The following is a 16,630-nucleotide window of genomic DNA, read 5'->3' on the forward strand; positions in this document are numbered from 1 at the left end:
CCACCTGGCTTGCCTGTCGATCCTGCCATGAAGACCCGAATCGCTCTTGCTCAAATCAATGTCACTGTCGGCGACTTCGCCGGCAACGTCGCCAAGATTGTCGCCGCCGCACGCGCGGCGCACAACGATGGTGCGAAGCTGCTGATCGCGCCTGAACTCGCGCTATCCGGCTATCCGCCCGAAGACCTGTTGCTGCGTCCCGCGTTTTATACCGCGAGCGCGGCGGCGTTGGCCGATCTCGCTGTGCAACTCAAACCGTTCAGCGGCTTGCATGTGATCGTCGGCCATCCTTCACGCGACGCAGCGCACGGCCATGGTAATGCAAACGCGCCGATCGAGCGCGGCGTGCCGCCGGTCGATACGTTCAACGCGGCGTCGCTGATCGTCGACGGCGAAGTGAAGGGCACCTACCGCAAGCAGGATTTGCCCAATACCGAAGTGTTCGACGAGAAGCGCTACTTCGCGTCCGACCCGCAGCCGTTCGTGTTCGATCTCGACGGCGTGAAGTACGGGGTGGTGATCTGTGAAGACGCGTGGCATGCATCGGCCGCGCAGATGGCGAAGGCGGCGGGCGCGCAAGTGTTGCTGATTCCGAACGGCTCGCCGTATCACCTGAACAAGGAAGCGGTGCGCTTCGACATTCTGCGTGCGCGGATTCGCGAAACCGGCCTGCCGATGGTCTACGTGAATATGGTCGGCGCGCAGGACGAGCTGGTGTTCGACGGTGGTTCGTTCGTGCTGGATGCGCAAGGCGCGTTGATCGCGAAGATGGCGCAGTTCGAGGAAGCGACCGCGATCGTCGAATTTGACAACGGTGTGCCGGTGCCTGGCGCGATCGCCGCGGAGCAGTCGCTCGAAGCGCAGGTATATGCGGCGCTCGTGATGGGCGTGCGCGACTACATCAACAAGAACGGTTTTCCTGGCGCGTTGATCGGCTTGTCCGGCGGGGTGGATTCGGCGCTGGTGCTGGCCGTTGCGTGCGACGCGCTCGGCGCGGATCGCGTGCGCGCGGTGATGATGCCCTCGCGCTATACGGCCGACATCTCGACCACCGACGCCGCCGACATGGCCCGCCGTGTCGGCGTGCGCTACGACGAAATCGCGATTGCGCCGATGTTCGACGCGTTCCGCGGCTCGCTCGCCGAGGAATTCGCGGGCCGCGCTGAAGACGCCACCGAAGAGAACATTCAGGCGCGCATTCGCGGCACGTTGCTGATGGCGCTGTCGAACAAGTTCGGCTCGATCGTGTTGACCACCGGCAACAAGAGCGAGATGGCGGTCGGTTACTGCACGTTGTACGGCGACATGGCCGGTGGCTTCGCGGTCATCAAGGACATCGCCAAGACGCTCGTGTACCGCCTGTGCCGCTATCGCAACGAAGCGACGACGTTCGAGAAGCGCGATGTGATTCCCGAGCGGATTCTGACGCGCGCGCCGTCGGCGGAACTGCGCGAAAACCAGACCGATCAGGACAGCCTGCCCGAATACGAAGTGCTCGACGCGATCATGCGCATGTACATGGAGGAGGATCGCTCGCTCGCTGAAATCATCGCCGCGGGCTATGCCGCCGACGACGTGAAACGCGTCACGCGCCTGATCAAGATCAACGAGTACAAGCGCCGTCAGGCACCGATCGGCATTCGCGTCACGCATCGCGCGTTTGGCCGCGACTGGCGCTATCCGATCACCTCACGCTATACCGAGCCGGTAGAGTGAGATGCGGCGCAGCACTGCTGCCGCACGCGAAGCAAATCCGAAGCACGCCGGAATGCCGCAATGCATCCGGCGCGGCGTAGAATAAAAATCATCCATTCCCTTTCACTCTTCCAATCACGAGACGAGGTCCGCCATGAAGCGCATCACTGCAGTCATCAAACCGTTCAAACTCGACGAAGTGCGCGAGGCGCTCGCTGAAGTCGGCCTCACGGGGCTGACCGTGACCGAGGTCAAGGGCTTCGGCCGGCAGAAAGGCCATACCGAGCTCTATCGTGGTGCAGAGTACGTGGTCGATTTTCTGCCGAAGGTGAAGATCGAAGTGGTGGTCGCGGACAATCAGTGCGACCAGGTCATCGACGCGATCATCGGCGCGGCGCGCACGGGCAAGATCGGCGACGGCAAGATTTTCGTCGCGGACGTGGAGCGCGTGATCCGTATCCGTACCGGCGAAGAAAACGAAGCGGCGGTCTGAGGCAGGCGTGCGGCTTCGCAAAATCGTCGTATCGAAGAACAAGGTAGCAAACGCCGGTCTTGCCCTCTCTGATCCACGCACGCACCGAGCCGGTGCGTCGGGACCACGGCAATACCGCGCGCACAAATAAAAAACGGTGCAATACCCTTGCGGATATCGCACCGATACGCGCCTCTCGCAGCAGCGTGAAAAAGATTCTCTTGAAGTACTCTTGAATGCGCCCCGAAGGAAATTCTTTCGGGGGGCTTCGTTTCGTTTAGAACGAGTGTTGAATACCTGCGTACACGCCGGTTTGTGCGCGACCCGGCAGCGGGTTATCCGTTGCGGCCGAGAGACCCGGGTTGTTCGCATTCAAACCGAAGTTCGCGTTCCTGCTGTTACGCACCGATGCAACCTGGAGGTCGAACAACGTGCGCTTGGACAGGTTATACGAACCGCCGACCGTGTAGATCGTCGCATTGCCTGCGCCATTGTTGCCGTTCACGTGGTAGACCGCAGCAATCAGCGCTGCAGCCGGCGTTGCTTGCCACGTCACACCGCCCCATTCGTGATCGAGGGTGGTCGGCTGGCCCGGCAGAACGCCAGTTGCACTCGCCGAACGGACCGCCTGGTAAGCGCCCTGAATCTTGAACTGGCCGAGGAAGACGTTGAACATCGCCGAGTATTCGCGCGATGCCGAGAACACGCCACCGTCCGCGTTGCCCGTGTTGATCGTGCCGACTTGCGGGCCGTACAGGTTACCGTTAGCCGGGTTGCGGATTTCGTCGTACATGCCGCGGATCTGGAACAGCGAGGTCGTGTACGTGATCTGTGCGCCGGCTTCGCGACCTTGTGCGGTCGTGCCGTTGCCGTTCCAGTTCGTCGCGTTCGACAGTGCGTATTGGCCGTAGAAGTCAAAGCCCGCGATCTTCGGCGACTGGTACGCGAAGTTGTTGCTCGATTGCGGCCAATTGCGGCCACGCACCAGCGATGCCGACGACCAGTTCGATTGACCGAACGGGTCGAAGTCCCACACGCCGTTCGAGATGAAGAGCATGCGGCCCATCGTGAACGTACCGTACTGGTCGTTCGCCAGACCGATGGTTGCCCAACGATTGAAGAGACCGCCGCCGCCAGGGCCTGCGCCCGTCATCGTGTTGAACGAGCCTTCCAACTGGAACAGGACCTTGTTGCCGCCACCGATGTCCTCAACACCCTTCAAACCCCACAGGCTGGTACCCCAGTCGCCGCTTTCTGCTTTCCAGCGGCTGTTGCTCTGGGTTGCCGCGCCGTTGACATTGGAACCGGACGGAACACCCGACATGTATTCGATGCCCGCATCAAGGCGGCCATACAGCGTGACGCTGCTTTGAGCGTGTGCGACAACCCCGGCCGACATCAGCGCAGCGGCGAGCAAAGCTTTCTTCATCTTCTCCTCCATACCCTGTCAAAAAATGAAACCCAGTACTGCGAATGGTGTTCGGACACGAGCCGTGCCGAACAGAAATCGGTGGTACCAGGGAGATTAGCGGGTGGATTGGGTCTCCTGCCGTGACGTGTAGCCTTCGGGCTATCTGCTCGTCATGCCGATCCCTCGCCGACCGGTTCTCCTCTGTGCTTTGAAGTGAAACTACTTTTAATCAACTTTGTTTTGCTACTTTGGTTACTAATTTATCAAAAATACCCTGGAGTGGGAGAAGAAATTAGTACCGGCATTTGGTGGTGTCTCCAAATTGCAATAAGAATGTGTGCAATGACTCGTTGCGTAGGCTGGGAAAAGCGTGCAAACCCTTATCCGGCAAGGGAATCATGGTTCGGCGGGGGCAAGATTAAGGATTGCCACTATTGACGCTTTTAAAGTGGCAGAGTAGGGCGGTCTGGCGAGGGGCGAGGCCGGTGCGAAGCGGGTTTCGCGGCCCCTACGGCAAAAATGCGCGGCGAAAAGCAAAAAAAGCGCTCGTAAGCGCCTTGTAATGCTAATGCGGTTAAAGCCCAAATATCGGGCTTTGAGCGGTCATTATTTGAGACTTCCGGAAAGGAACTGTTTGAGGCGTTCGCTTTTCGTGTTTTTGAATACCTCGTCGGGATGGCCTTCTTCTTCGACGCGGCCCTGATGCAAAAACATTACGTGATTCGACACGTTGCGCGCGAATGCCATTTCATGCGTGACGACGATCATCGTACGGCCTTCTTCGGCGAGCGTCTGCATGACCTTCAAAACTTCGCCCACCAGTTCCGGGTCGAGCGCCGAGGTGGGTTCGTCGAACAGCATCACGTCGGGATGCATCGCCAGTGCGCGCGCGATCGCGACACGCTGCTGCTGGCCGCCCGACAGATGCGACGGATACTGTTTTTCCAGACGCGGCGCGAGGCCGACCTTCTCCAGATACTCGCGGGCGCGCTCTTCGGCGTCCCTGCGCTTTAACCCCAGCACATTGACCGGCGCCTCGATGATGTTCTCGAGCACGTTCATGTGCGACCACAGGTTGAAGTGCTGGAACACCATCGACAGCTTGGTGCGCACGCGCTGCAACTGCTTCGGGTCCGACACGCGCAGCGCGCCGGCCTTGCCGATCTGCGTGCGCACTTCCTCGCCGTCGACGAAGATGCGCCCCGAGTTCGGCTGTTCGAGAAAGTTGATGCAGCGGAGCATCGTGCTCTTGCCCGAGCCGGACGAGCCGATCACGCTGATCACGTCGCCGGCGTTGGCCTTGAGCGACACGCCTTTGAGAACTTCGTTATCGCCGTACTGCTTGTGAAGCTCGTCGACGAAGAGCTTTTGCTTCTTGGTGTTCATCAGGATCCTTGACGAGCTTACTTGCCAGGGGCACGGTGGTGCCCGGTTTTACTTGCCTTGCGGCCGCAGGTAAGCGAGCCAGCGGCGCTCGGCGCGGCGGAACAGCCATACGAGCGCGAAAGAAATACACAGATAGAGCAGTGCGGCGATGCCGAACGCGTTGAACGACTGATAAGTCGCGGAGTTCACGTCGCGGGCGATCTTGAGGATGTCCGGCACCGTCGCGGTGAAGGCGACCGTGGTGGCGTGCAGCATCAGAATCACTTCGTTGCTGTAATAGGGCAGCGCGCGGCGCAGCGCCGACGGCAGAATCACGCGCCGGTACAGCGTGAACGACGACATCCCGTACGCGCGCGCCGCTTCGATCTCGCCATACGGCGTCGCCTTGATCGCGCCGGCGAAAATCTCGGTGGTGTACGCGCAGGTGTTCAGCGTGAAGGCGAGCAGCGTGCAATGCATGCCGTCGCGAAAGAACGCGTTGGTCAGCTCGTTATTGCGGATGATTTCGAGGCTGTACAGGCCGGTGTAGCAGAGCAGCAGCTGCACGTAGAGCGGCGTGCCGCGAAAGATATACGTGTACAGCCACACGAGGCCGGCGAGCCACTTCTTCTTCGACACCCGCGCGACCGCGAGCGGAATCGACAGACAGAAGCCCAAACCGATCGACACCACCAGCAGCCACAGCGTGATCGCGAGGCCGGTGAAGCGGTAGCCGTCGGTGAAGAGATAGTTGCGCCAGTATTCCTGAATGATCGCGATCATAGATCCGCCTTTCGCACGCCGGTCGAGTAGCGCTTTTCGAGGTACATCAGCACGAAGTTGGACACGGTGGTGATGGCGAGGTAGATCGCCCCTGCGAGCAAAGTGAAGAAGAAGAACCGCAGCGTGCCCTTGCCGGCATCCTGCGAAGCCTTGACGACGTCCGCGAGACCGATGATCGACACGAGCGCGGTGGCCTTGACCATCACCTGCCAGTTATTGCCGATGCCGGGCAGCGCGAAGCGCATCATCTGCGGGAACATCACGCGCCTGAAGACCTGCCAGCTCGTCATGCCGTAGGCCGAGCCCGCTTCCAGCTGGCCGCGCGGCACCGCCAGAAACGCGCCGCGGAAGGTCTCGGTGAAGTACGCGCCGTAGATGAAGCCGAGCACCGCGACGCCCGCCACGAACGGATCGATGTCGATCTGGTCCCAGCCGAGCATGTCGGTCAGGTTGTTCAGCCAGATCTGGATGCTGTAGAACAGCAGCAGCATCAACACCAGATCGGGCACGCCGCGCACGAGCGTCGTGTACACCGTGCCGACGCCGTAGGAAAGGCGGTTCTTCGACAGTTTCGCCGCCGCGCCGAGCAGGCCCAGCACGAAGGCGAACACCAGCGACAACACCGCCAGTTTGACGGTTTGCCAGGTGCCGTTGAGAAGCAGCGGGCCGTAGCCTTGAAGAAACATATGGGGTCCTTGACGATGCGTTTGCGACGCACCGCGAAAGACGCGGCCAGCTCTGCGCCGCGTTTGCCGCGAGCCGAATGCTCGCTGTGACCTGCGGCGCACAGCGCACCGCTGTGCAAATCATGACTGCATGGACGTTGCCGGCCTTGCAGCGCGCTTTTTGGGAAACTTGTCTCGAAACGTTTTGAATCTACTGCCGACTGACTGACTTTCCGACTCTAGTACGAAGCCCCGGGAAAGCCCATGCGGGCGAGCCCCGAGTCTCGCGGATGCTGCGTGCTGCTTATGTTGTGCTGCTTGCTACCCGCTGCGGGCCGCTTGCGCGGCAACCGCCCGGCGCCCCGGCTTAATGCCCCGGGTAGATGTCGAAGTCGAAGTACTGTTTTTCGAGCTTCTTGAAGGTGCCGTCCTGGTGGACCTGCGCCAGCGCTTTGTTGAACATCGCCTTCAGATCAGCGTCGGTCTTGCGCAGGCCGATGGCCGTGCCGTCGCCGATCGTCTTCGGATCCTGCACCGCCGGACCGGCCCAGCCGAAGCCTTTGCCGCGCGGCGTCTTCAGGAAGCCGGCGTCGGCCTGGATTTGGTCCTGCAGCGCGGCGTCGAGGCGGCCCGAGCCGAGATCGGCGTACACCTGGTCCTGGTTCTGGTAAGGCACCACGATCACGCCCTTGGGCTCCCACCAGACCTTGGCATAGGCTTCCTGAGTCGAACCCTGCTCGACGCCGACGCGTTTGCCCTTCAGCGACTCGACCGTGGGCAGGAGCGGCGAGCCAGCCTTGGCGATCATGCGGGCGGGGGCGTCGAACATCTTGTCGGAGAAGTCGATCTGTTCGCGGCGCTTGTCCGTGACGGTCAGCGACGACACGATCGCGTCGAACTTGCGGGCCTTCAGTGCGGGAATGATGCCGTCGAGATCCTGTTCGACCCAAACGCACTTCACGTTCATCTTCGCGCACAGCGCGCGGGTCAGATCGACGTCGAAGCCGACGACCTCACCGCTCGGCGCTTTCGATTCGAACGGCGGGTAGCTGGCGTCCACGCCGATGCGCACGGTCTTCCACTCTTTCGCCATCGCGCCGGTGGCCATGAGCGCAAGCGCCACGCACAGTGCGAACTTCTTCATGTTTCTCCTGGATCAAACTGATCGTCGTGGGTGACCCGGCGACCGCCGGCGCTGGGCCGGCCGTCGCTATTCTAGGCGGTCAAAATTGTTGCGCCGCGCGGGATGCTGCTGCGCTTTGGCGGGCGGCATTTTCGAGGCGTCGAGGAAACCCGGCGCGGACCTGAAGCCTGCCGCGAGCGCCTCGCGGCCAACCGTGCCGGGTCCGCTGGCGCACTTGGGCGCCCACGCATCTTGAAAAGCGCGGTATTTTACCCGAACAGAGGCAAGGCGTCAGGCCGGGACGCCGATGACGGCTAACTGGCCGTTGTTGGCGTTGTGCGTGCGCGACGTTGCGGGGCGGTTTGCCCGGTTGCGCGAGCGTGGCGATGGCGCGGTCCTTTTCGCGTAGGCTGGTTTTGGGCAGGTTTGTGCCCCGCGTGGATTTGCTCCTGTGCGGATTTGCGTTTGCGCCGGCCGGGCTCCGGCTCGCGTATGGGATCTGCGCGAGGTTTGCGGGTCTCGCGCGGCTTGGCGGCTTGGCGGTTTCGCGGCGAGGGCGGCTCGTTAGCCGTCGCAGTCCTGGCCCGAACGTCCGCCCACCCCGCCCGCGTCCGATTGCCCGTATTTATGGAACGATCCGGTGCACTCGCGCCCGATTGTTTGGCGGCCGCGCTGCCCCTACATTCTCGTCATCGCTATTTACATACCGGGAGTATTTCCATGATCGAGATTCGCCGTTCCGAAGAACGCGGCCACGCCAACCACGGCTGGCTCGACTCGTATCACAGCTTCTCGTTTGCCGACTATCGCGACCCGCAGCACGTGCATTTCGGCCCGCTGCGCGTGATCAACGAAGACCGCATCGCCGGCGGCGAGGGTTTCGGCACGCACGGCCATCGCGACATGGAGATCGTCACGTATGTGCTGGAAGGCGCGCTCGCCCATCGCGACAGCATGGGCAACGGCTCGACCATCCGTCCCGGCGACGTGCAGCGCATGAGCGCGGGCACCGGCGTGCAGCATAGCGAGTTCAACGCATCGCAGGACGAGCCCGCGCATCTGTTGCAGATCTGGGTGATCCCGAAGCGCGCGGGCGACCAGCCCGGCTATGAGGAAAAGCATTTCGACGCCGCCGACAAGCGCGGCCGTCTGCGTGTGGTCGCGTCGCCCGATGGCCGTGACGGTTCGGTGACGATTCACGCGGATGCCTCGATCTATGCGGGTTTGATCGACGGTGCGGAAGCGGCCACGTTCGCGTTGCCGAAGGGGCGTCTCGCGTACGTACACGTGGCGCGCGGTGCGCTGACGGTGAACGGGCAAGCGCTTAAGGCGGGCGATGCCGCAAAGCTCAGCGAAACCGATACGGTGACGCTCGACAAGGGCGAGAACGCCGAAGTGCTGCTGTTTGATCTCGGTCAACTGAACTGAGTTGAACGGCTGAGCGACGGATCGTTTCGGCGGGTCTTCGTTGCGCTAATGAATGGAAGTGCAACGAGCTTGCCGTCGCAAAACAGAAGCCGGCAGCACCACGCAAAAACGCCACGGATATTTTCCGTGGCGTTTCTATTTGCATCGTCAGGAACAAGACGGCCGCACAGGCCCGCCTCGCTGCTCGCTCGCGCCGCTTACTGATTCGCGGCCGGCGCCGACGCCGCGCCCTTGTGATGCTCCCAGCGATCGCGCATCTTCTCGTGGCGAGATTCCATCTTCGCGAAGCGCTGCTTCAGCGCCGTGCTGACGGTGGTCTTCTGCTGATCGTTCAAGCCGTCATAGAACTTGAGCCATGCGTCGGTGGTTTGCTGACGCAGTTGCGCGTCCTTCTGCTCGACTTGCTGATGCGCGGCGGCCATCGCGTTCAGATCGAGGATCGGCTGTTGCTGCGCAGCCTTGAACTGGCTCTTGATCTGCTCGTGATTGGCGCGCATCGCTTCGTGGCCCTGCTTCATCGTGTCGAGCGCGGTTTGCCATTGCTTTTCCTGATCCGCGTTCAGTTTCAACTGGTCGTGCAGTTGCGTCAGCTGCTTCATGAAGTGGCCATGCCAGCCGCCGGGACCACCGTGGCCGTCAGGCGAGGCGGGTTGTGCGGCAAAGGCGGCACCCGTGCCGATGGCGAGGGCGGTGGTGGCAACGGCGAGAACGCGCGACATCTTTTTGATGGACATATAAGGCTCCTTGTAATGGAATAGCCGACGATGCAACCGCTCATGTGGACTGCGTGCATTCGGTAAGGCACAGCGTAGAGAAGCTCGCTGATCGCTGTGTTACGTGGCTTGATGCGGCTATTACGGACCATTACGTGTGCCTTTCACGGTAACACCCAGTAACCCTTGAGGGGCATCGGTTAACGAAAACCCTTCCTGCTGCGCGTTAAACTTCATTCCATGGCTACTCAAATACTTGTTGTCGACGACGACGTCGAATTGCGCGACCTGCTGCGCGACTATCTGGCCCGCCAGGGCATCGAAGTGTCGGTGCTGCACGACGCGGGCTCCCTCGAGCGCAGGCTCGAACGCGAACGTCCCGATCTCATCGTGCTGGATCTGATGATGCCCGGTGTCGACGGACTCACGGCCCTGCGCAAGCTGCGCGCGTCGGGCGACGACATTCCCGTGATCATGCTCACGGCGCGCGCGGACGACGTCGACCGGATCGTCGGCCTCGAGCTCGGCGCGGACGACTACCTCGGCAAGCCGTTCAATCCGCGCGAGTTGCTCGCGCGCGTGCAGGCGGTGCTGCGGCGGCGCCGTACGTTGCCGTCGGCGGCGGCGCCGGAGCAGCGCGAACCGTTCACCTTCGGTCGCTTCACGCTCGACTTCCAGTCGCGCACGCTGCATCTGGAAGACAAGCCGCTCACGCTGTCCGGCAGCGAGTTCGCGTTGCTGAAGATCTTCGTCAATCACCCGATGCGCACGCTCACGCGTGAGCGCCTGCTCGAACTGCTGCACGGTCCCGAATACGACGGCACCGACCGCGGCATCGACGTGCAGGTGTGGCGCCTGCGCCGTATCCTCGAAACCGACCCGTCCACACCGCGCTTCATTCAGACCGTGCGCGGGCGCGGCTACGTGTTCGTGCCCGACGGCGAGCAACATGCGCCGGCCCATTGATTCGCTGTTCGGACGACTCGCGCTGCTAGTCGTCGCGGTGCTGTTGCTGTCGCACTTCGCGTGGTACGCGCTGATGCGGCTCGAACGCTCGCAACTGCAAACGCGCTACGCGGTCGAGGAAGCGACCTTCCTCGTCGACGCGGTGCGCCAGCATGTCGCCCGTACGCCGGACCAGCCGTTGCCGTCGCGCGTCAAACTCGTTGACCCGGCGAGCCCGGACGTGCCGCCCGAGAGTACGGAGATGCCGCCGCCGCTCGAACGTTTCGTCGAGGACGTGCGTGAGCGCATGCCTTCCGATACCCAGGTGCGGGTCGGCATGCCGGGCCGCCCGCCCACGCTATGGGTGCGCGCGGCCAACGATCACAGCTGGATCGTCGTGCCGATGCAGCCGTTGCGCATGCCGCGCTCGCTCGACCGTACGGTGCTGTGGCTCGTCATCATCTTCTCGTTCGCGGTGATGGCGGCGCTGTTCGCCGCCTGGGCGTTGCAGCAGCCGCTGCGCTCGCTGGCTCAGGCGGTGGCGCGCTTCGGCCGCGGCCTGCCGGTGCCGCCGGTGCCGGAGCGCGGTCCGCGCGAATTGCGGCAACTCACGCACGGCTTCAATCAGATGGTTCAGGAAGTGGCGCGCACGGAGAACGACCGCGCGGTGATGCTGGCCGGTGTGGCGCATGATCTGAAAACGCCGCTGGCGCGTTTGCGGTTGCGCGCGGAAATGATGGACGAGGTCAAGATGCGCGACGGCGTGGTGCGCGACGTCGATTCGATGACGCATATCGTCGAACAGTTTCTGGTGTTCGCGCATGACGGCGCCGATCGCAGCGAAGCCGTCGAAGTGGACACGCAGTGCGAGCGGGTCGTGCGCAGCTATCGCGCGGTGGCCGCCGGTGCGCCCAGCGTGCTGACCGAACTGAACGCGGGGCCGGCGTTCCTGCTGCCCGCCGCCACGCTCGACCGGATTCTGTCGAACCTGCTCGACAACGCGCACGCGTACGGCGCGCCGCCGGTCACCGTCGCCACCGCGCGCACGGCGCAAGGCTTCACGCTGTCGGTGAGCGACAACGGCAGCGGCATCGCCGCTCAGGATCTGTTCAACGCGAGCCGGCCGTTCGTGCGGCTCGATCCGGCGCGCGGCGGCAACGGCCATAGCGGACTCGGGCTCGCGATCGTCGAGCGGCTGGTGCGGCGTGCGGGCGGGGAGTGGGAGATCGGCAACCACGGCGGCCGTGGCTTGCGGGTTTTGATGAGCTTTCCGTTCGAGGCGTTGCCGCGCGTGGCGGCGGCTTCGGAAAGCGCGTGGTAGTTCTCTGGTCAATGCCAGGCGGTGCGGACGCGATGCGTCTGCACCGTATTGATAGTCGATTTGATGAACCCCGGACGCAACGTTCGGAGGCGTGGCGGTCAAGCGGGTACTAGTCCGAGAACAGCGTGTTCAATGCATTTGCCGCGTCGCTGTCCACCGTGTTCCATGTCACCGTTTCGGCTTCGAAAATGTAGTGCGTCGTGTATTTGCCAAGGCGCGCCAGGATCTCTTCCTGAATCAGCTCCGGCGCGACGTCCAGCTTCAGGTACCACGCGGTAGACGACAGACGCGTCTGGAACGCACCGTATTCCGCCAGCAGATGATCGAACGCGTCAGCATCCTGATCGCGACAGACGATGACCAAATTTCCCTTCATGCGAATCTCCCGTTAAAGCGGTAGCGTCAACCTCGATGTCAGAGTCGATCATACCTGCTTCGCTACGGAAAGCCCCGCGCTGCGCGCTTGCGCTATGTCAGTCGAAGCACACATCGGCGCGCGGGAGCGGCAGGGGAGAAGGGCGCAAGGAGGGCGCCAGCCGGCGCTTTACCAGACGTTCGCTACCGTGCGTGCGGGCGGTGCGGTGTCGTCGGGCGGCAGCGCTTCGGTGCGGTCGCGGCCGCCGGTTTTCGCGGCATAGAGCGCGGTGTCGGCACGACTCATGAGGCGCTCGGGCAGATCGTCCGGCGAAAGTTCGGTGATGCCGATGCTCACGCTCAAGCCCACCGAGGGCGGCAGCTTCGGCGAGGGCACCGCTTTCAGACGCAGACGCAAGCGTTCCACGACGTCGCGGCCGCTGGCGAGGCCGGTGGCCGGCAGCAGCAGGCCGAACTCTTCGCCGCCGAGCCGGCCGATCGCGTCGGCGCCGCGCAGTTCGGCGCGGCAGGTGTCGACGAAATGTTCGAGCGCGCGGTCGCCGGCGGCATGGCCGAAGCGGTCGTTGATCTGCTTGAAGTGATCGAGGTCGGCGATCGCCATGCACAGCGGCTCGTTGTTCGCATGCGCGCGTTCGATCTCGTGGCGCAGCAGATCGAGGAAATAGCGCCGCGACAGCGCGCCGGTCAACACGTCGTGGCGCGCTTCGGCCGAGAGCAGCGTATTGGCCGCCTGCAACTGCTCGGCGAGGTCGCGCGTGGCGCGATGGTGGCGCCGCTCGCGCACATACGACACGGTGATCACCCACGCCAGCGCGACCGTGCCAGCCAGCGTCAGAAACACCAGCAGATGGTCGCGCTTGTGATTGCGCAGCAGTTCCGGCCAGGCCGCGAGCGGGTCGACCAGATGCGCGGAGAGCCCCGAATTCAGGCCGACGCGGTCCTGATACAGCGCCGGCGTCCGCTGCTCGCTCGTGCCGAACAACTGGCCGGCGACCGCCGCGGGCACCCACGGCGCCTGTTCGCGCACCTGGGCGGCGACGCGAATCTGCATGCCGGGGAAAGTTTCGCGGTGGTAGACGAGCCTGCGCTCGGCGGGGCTCATCTGCGTGACGCGCGAGTTCGGCAGCGTATGGCCTTCGAGTTCGCTGTTGTGCGCCATGATGATGACGCCGTTGTCGTCGGCGACGAAGGTGCCCGCGTGCGCAACCCAGTGGCGCAGCCGCGCGATCCCCACTTTGGCGACCACCGCCCCGACCAGCAACCCCTCCGCGTAAACCGGCGCGGCGATGAAGATGCCCGGCTCGCCGCTCGTGCGGCCGACGCCATAGGCTTCCGAGAACGCGCCGAGCAGCGCGCTCGTCAGATAGCCGCGCATGCGCATGTCGACGCCGACGAACGAGTGCTCCGCCGCGAGCGGGTTGTCGATCGCGTTGCTCGACGCCACGCAGATGCCGTTGGCGTTCACGAGCCAGACCTGGTCGAGCCCGGAGAAACCTTGTGCGTCGTGCAGGAAGCGGCTGACCGTGGTCATTTGCGCATCTTTTAGCAGCGCGGCGCGCAGGGCGGGTTCCGCCGCCTCGCTGTTCGCGGCATAATTCTGGGATTGCACCAGGGCGCGCTGGACCACGTCCATTTCGGCCATGGTTGCGGGGATGGCGCGGGACATGGCGAGGTCGCTGGCAATCACCTCGGCCATGTTGTCGACGATCGACGCGGACATTTGCCGCTGCGCGCGCAGCGCCGCGTCCAGCTCTTGCTGTACCATCCGGTCCGCGACCATGCCGGCCACAAACCAGCAAACCAGTACGATCAGCACGAAGCTGACCGGCCCGGTTACCTGGCGCAAGGTTGTCCCGTTCATCGACCCTCTGATCCGTCTGGCTGTGACATGCAACTAGCTCATTCGTGGCAGCGCGCAGGCGCTGTGTCGACCCTTAGGAAGCGGCTACCGCGCCGCCGCTGCGGCCCGGGATAAACCGCGCGCTGACAAACATGCTCTGATTTTAACCGGCATGGGGCCAGACGCCACCGTTATTGCGGGAATGCGAAGTGCATGAACGAAGGCCGTCTGGCTCTTAACGGCACGCGAGCCGGATTCTTGATGGCTGCGTGGGTCGTCTGGGTGGTTCGCCGCGTGTGGTCGGCGTGGCTGCGATGAGCCGCGATGTGGCTCACGCACCACGATCGACGGTTCGCGCCAACGTGCCGCGGCGCCGGCCAAGGCCGGCGTGGCGGGGGCCGGTGGCGATTCATCACGATTTGCCGTGAAAGGTTGTGCCTGAAACATAGGATGGTGTACTGTCGTGCCGTCCAAAACAAGGAAAGCTCGCCAGCCTTCGGGCGGCGCCTGCGGCGACAGGAGTCCGGCGTGATGAGGTGGTCCTGGACGGCTCGTCCATGGCACGTCCGTTACCGGCCCACGTGTCTCCAACGCTAACGATTTACCGCGCACACGCGTTTTGCCATGCATGATTTCCGCTTTCCGGACCGATCTTCAGACCGCCGCGCCGAAGCCGCGGCCTCCTTCGAGCGAACCAGTGCCTGCATCGAAGGGGAGGGCATCTGATGGATTTCAGTTTTAACCTGAAGCGCACCGCCAATGCGTCGGCATGGCGGGTGCTGCCCAATCGCTGGGACTTCGTCGCCTTTCCGCTGATCATCTGCATGATCGCGATGGCGGCGATCGGCTTTCACGAAACCCTTGCGCCGATGTCGACGCTCAAGACCCAGGCGATCTCGCTCGATCCGGCGAACCTGCCCGAGTACGCTATGCGCACCACGCTGCGCATGCTCGCGGCGATGGTCGCCTCGCTGATCTTCACGCTGGTCTACGGCACGCTCGCGGCCAAGAGCCGCCGCGCCGGCCTCGTGCTGGTGCCGATTCTGGACATCCTGCAGTCGGTGCCGGTGCTCGGCTACATTTCGTTTACGGTCACGTTCTTCCTCGCGCTGTTTCCGGGCCGCGTGCTCGGCGCCGAACTCGCGGCGATCTTCGCGATCTTCACGAGCCAGGCGTGGAACATGACGTTCAGCTTCTATCAGTCGCTGCGCACGGTGCCGCGCGATCTGGACGAAGTGTCGCGCGGTTTTCATCTGACCTCGTGGCAGCGCTTCTGGAAGCTCGAAGTGCCGTTCTCGATGCCGGGCCTCATCTGGAACATGATGATGTCGATGTCGGGCGGCTGGTTTTTCGTGGTCGCCTCCGAAGCGATCACGGTCGGCAACAACACGATCACGCTGCCGGGCATCGGCGCGTTTCTGGCGCAGGCGATCTCGGAGAAGAACCTGCATGCGATCGGCTGGGTGATCCTCGCGATGACGGTCGTGATCCTCGCGTATGACCAGTTCCTGTTCCGTCCGCTCGTCGCGTGGGCCGACAAGTTCCGCATGGAAACCACCAGTTCGGGCGACGCGCCGGAGTCCTGGCTGCTCGACCTGATTCGCCGCACGCGCCTGATTCACCGCCTGCTGGTGCCGATCGGCTGGATGTTCGCGAAGGCCGCGCGGGTGCGCTTCCAGTTGCCGGCGTTCAGCGCGCCGCGCTTCCAGATTCCGCAGCGCGAGAAGAGTTCGAAGCTCGGCGACATGCTGTGGGCGGCGTTCGTGCTGATCGCTACCGTCTACGTGGTGTATCGCGTGTTCCTCTATGTGCGCACCGGCGTGACGCTCGAAGAGGTCGGCCACGTGCTCGTGCTCGGGCTCATCACGCTGCTGCGGGTGGTGGTGCTGATCGCGATCGCCTCGGTGATCTGGGTGCCGGTCGGCGTGCTGATCGGCCTGCGCCCGGCGCTGGCGGAAAAGATCCAGCCGCTCGCGCAGTTCCTCGCCGCGTTCCCGGCGAACCTGCTGTTCCCGGTGTTCGTGATCGCGATCGTGCGTTTCCATCTGAACCCGGACATCTGGCTGTCGCCGTTGATCGTGCTCGGCACGCAGTGGTATATCCTTTTCAACGTGATCGCCGGCGCGAGCTCCTATCCGAACGACTACCGCGAGGCGGCCAAGAATTTCCACATCCGCGGCTGGCAGTGGTGGCGTCAGGCGATGCTGCCGGGCATCTTCCCTTATTACGTGACCGGTGCGATCACCGCGTCGGGCGGCGCATGGAACGCGAGCATCGTGGCCGAATTCGTCCAGTGGGGCGATACGAAGGTGGCCGCTCACGGGCTGGGCGCGTACATCGCGCAGACCACCGCGGCGGGCGACTATCCGAAGATCATCGTGGGCATCGCCGTGATGTCCCTGTTCGTGACCCTGTTCAACCGCCTGCTGTGGCGTCCGATGTACGCCTACGCCGAAGCTAAGCTCCGGCTCGATTGAGATATGAAGGCATAACG

General features: G+C 63.3%; 14 protein-coding genes. 6 read left to right on the forward strand and 8 right to left on the reverse strand.

Going from position 1 to position 16,630, the window contains the following annotated elements; translation table 11 throughout:
* The first annotated feature begins 27 nt into the window (after nt 1-27).
* Nucleotides 28-1,716 (forward strand): NAD+ synthase, encoded by a 1,689-nt coding sequence (locus tag B0G69_RS10675; protein WP_121316848.1) that lies wholly within the window; start codon nt 28-30, stop codon nt 1,714-1,716.
* A gap of 133 nt (nt 1,717-1,849) precedes the next feature.
* Entirely contained in the window at nt 1,850-2,188 is a 339-nt protein-coding gene (gene glnK, locus B0G69_RS10680) for a P-II family nitrogen regulator (RefSeq protein ID WP_006048444.1), read from the forward strand.
* A gap of 256 nt (nt 2,189-2,444) precedes the next feature.
* On the opposite strand, the gene B0G69_RS10685 is transcribed toward glnK, so the two are convergent.
* The 5 genes from B0G69_RS10685 to B0G69_RS10705 form a co-directional block, all read right to left on the reverse strand.
* Entirely contained in the window at nt 2,445-3,596 is a 1,152-nt protein-coding gene (locus tag B0G69_RS10685; RefSeq protein WP_121316849.1) for a porin, read from the reverse strand.
* A gap of 588 nt (nt 3,597-4,184) precedes the next feature.
* Nucleotides 4,185-4,964 carry an ATP-binding cassette domain-containing protein gene (locus tag B0G69_RS10690; protein ID WP_121316850.1) on the reverse strand — a complete coding sequence of 260 codons (780 nt, stop codon included), beginning with the start codon at nt 4,962-4,964 and terminating at the stop codon, nt 4,185-4,187.
* A 48-nt stretch (nt 4,965-5,012) separates the two neighbouring features.
* Complete coding sequence (locus B0G69_RS10695; RefSeq protein ID WP_121316851.1) at nt 5,013-5,726, reverse strand: ABC transporter permease; 714 nt, start codon at nt 5,724-5,726, stop codon at nt 5,013-5,015.
* Nucleotides 5,723-6,412 (reverse strand): histidine ABC transporter permease HisQ, encoded by a 690-nt coding sequence (gene hisQ / locus B0G69_RS10700; RefSeq protein ID WP_121316852.1) that lies wholly within the window; start codon nt 6,410-6,412, stop codon nt 5,723-5,725. The genes B0G69_RS10695 and hisQ overlap by 4 nt, the downstream gene beginning before the upstream one ends.
* Before the next feature lie 346 nt (nt 6,413-6,758).
* On the reverse strand, nt 6,759-7,535 hold the full coding sequence (locus tag B0G69_RS10705) for an ABC transporter substrate-binding protein (protein ID WP_121316853.1): 777 nt from the start codon (nt 7,533-7,535) through the stop codon (nt 6,759-6,761).
* Nucleotides 7,536-8,234: 699 nt separating this feature from the next.
* Here B0G69_RS10705 and B0G69_RS10710 point away from each other — a divergent pair.
* Nucleotides 8,235-8,942 (forward strand): pirin family protein, encoded by a 708-nt coding sequence (locus B0G69_RS10710; RefSeq protein ID WP_121316854.1) that lies wholly within the window; start codon nt 8,235-8,237, stop codon nt 8,940-8,942.
* Nucleotides 8,943-9,139: 197 nt separating this feature from the next.
* Here the strand turns inward: B0G69_RS10710 and B0G69_RS10715 are convergent, their stop codons facing one another.
* The gene (locus tag B0G69_RS10715; protein WP_121316855.1) at nt 9,140-9,676 is read right to left on the reverse strand and encodes a periplasmic heavy metal sensor; all 537 of its coding nucleotides are present in this window, start codon (nt 9,674-9,676) and stop codon (nt 9,140-9,142) included.
* 219 nt (nt 9,677-9,895) lie between these two features.
* Between B0G69_RS10715 and B0G69_RS10720 the strand changes: the two genes are divergently transcribed.
* The gene (locus tag B0G69_RS10720) at nt 9,896-10,621 is read left to right on the forward strand and encodes a response regulator (protein WP_121316856.1); all 726 of its coding nucleotides are present in this window, start codon (nt 9,896-9,898) and stop codon (nt 10,619-10,621) included.
* Nucleotides 10,605-11,921 (forward strand): ATP-binding protein, encoded by a 1,317-nt coding sequence (locus B0G69_RS10725; RefSeq protein WP_121316857.1) that lies wholly within the window; start codon nt 10,605-10,607, stop codon nt 11,919-11,921. Before B0G69_RS10720 ends, B0G69_RS10725 begins: the two co-directional genes overlap by 17 nt.
* 109 nt (nt 11,922-12,030) lie before the next feature.
* On the opposite strand, the gene B0G69_RS10730 is transcribed toward B0G69_RS10725, so the two are convergent.
* Nucleotides 12,031-12,297: a hypothetical protein gene (locus B0G69_RS10730; RefSeq protein WP_007175813.1), complete on the reverse strand. Its 267-nt coding sequence runs from the start codon at nt 12,295-12,297 to the stop codon at nt 12,031-12,033.
* Between the two features lie 168 nt (nt 12,298-12,465).
* Complete coding sequence (locus B0G69_RS10735; protein WP_121316858.1) at nt 12,466-14,157, reverse strand: sensor domain-containing diguanylate cyclase; 1,692 nt, start codon at nt 14,155-14,157, stop codon at nt 12,466-12,468.
* A 704-nt stretch (nt 14,158-14,861) separates the two neighbouring features.
* Here B0G69_RS10735 and B0G69_RS10740 point away from each other — a divergent pair.
* Complete coding sequence (locus B0G69_RS10740; protein ID WP_121316859.1) at nt 14,862-16,613, forward strand: ABC transporter permease subunit; 1,752 nt, start codon at nt 14,862-14,864, stop codon at nt 16,611-16,613.
* The last annotated feature ends 17 nt before the right edge of the window (nt 16,614-16,630 follow it).

Origin of the sequence: Paraburkholderia sp. RAU2J (assembly GCF_003634845.1) — a bacterium.
Classification (GTDB): Bacteria; Pseudomonadota; Gammaproteobacteria; order Burkholderiales; family Burkholderiaceae; genus Paraburkholderia; species Paraburkholderia fynbosensis.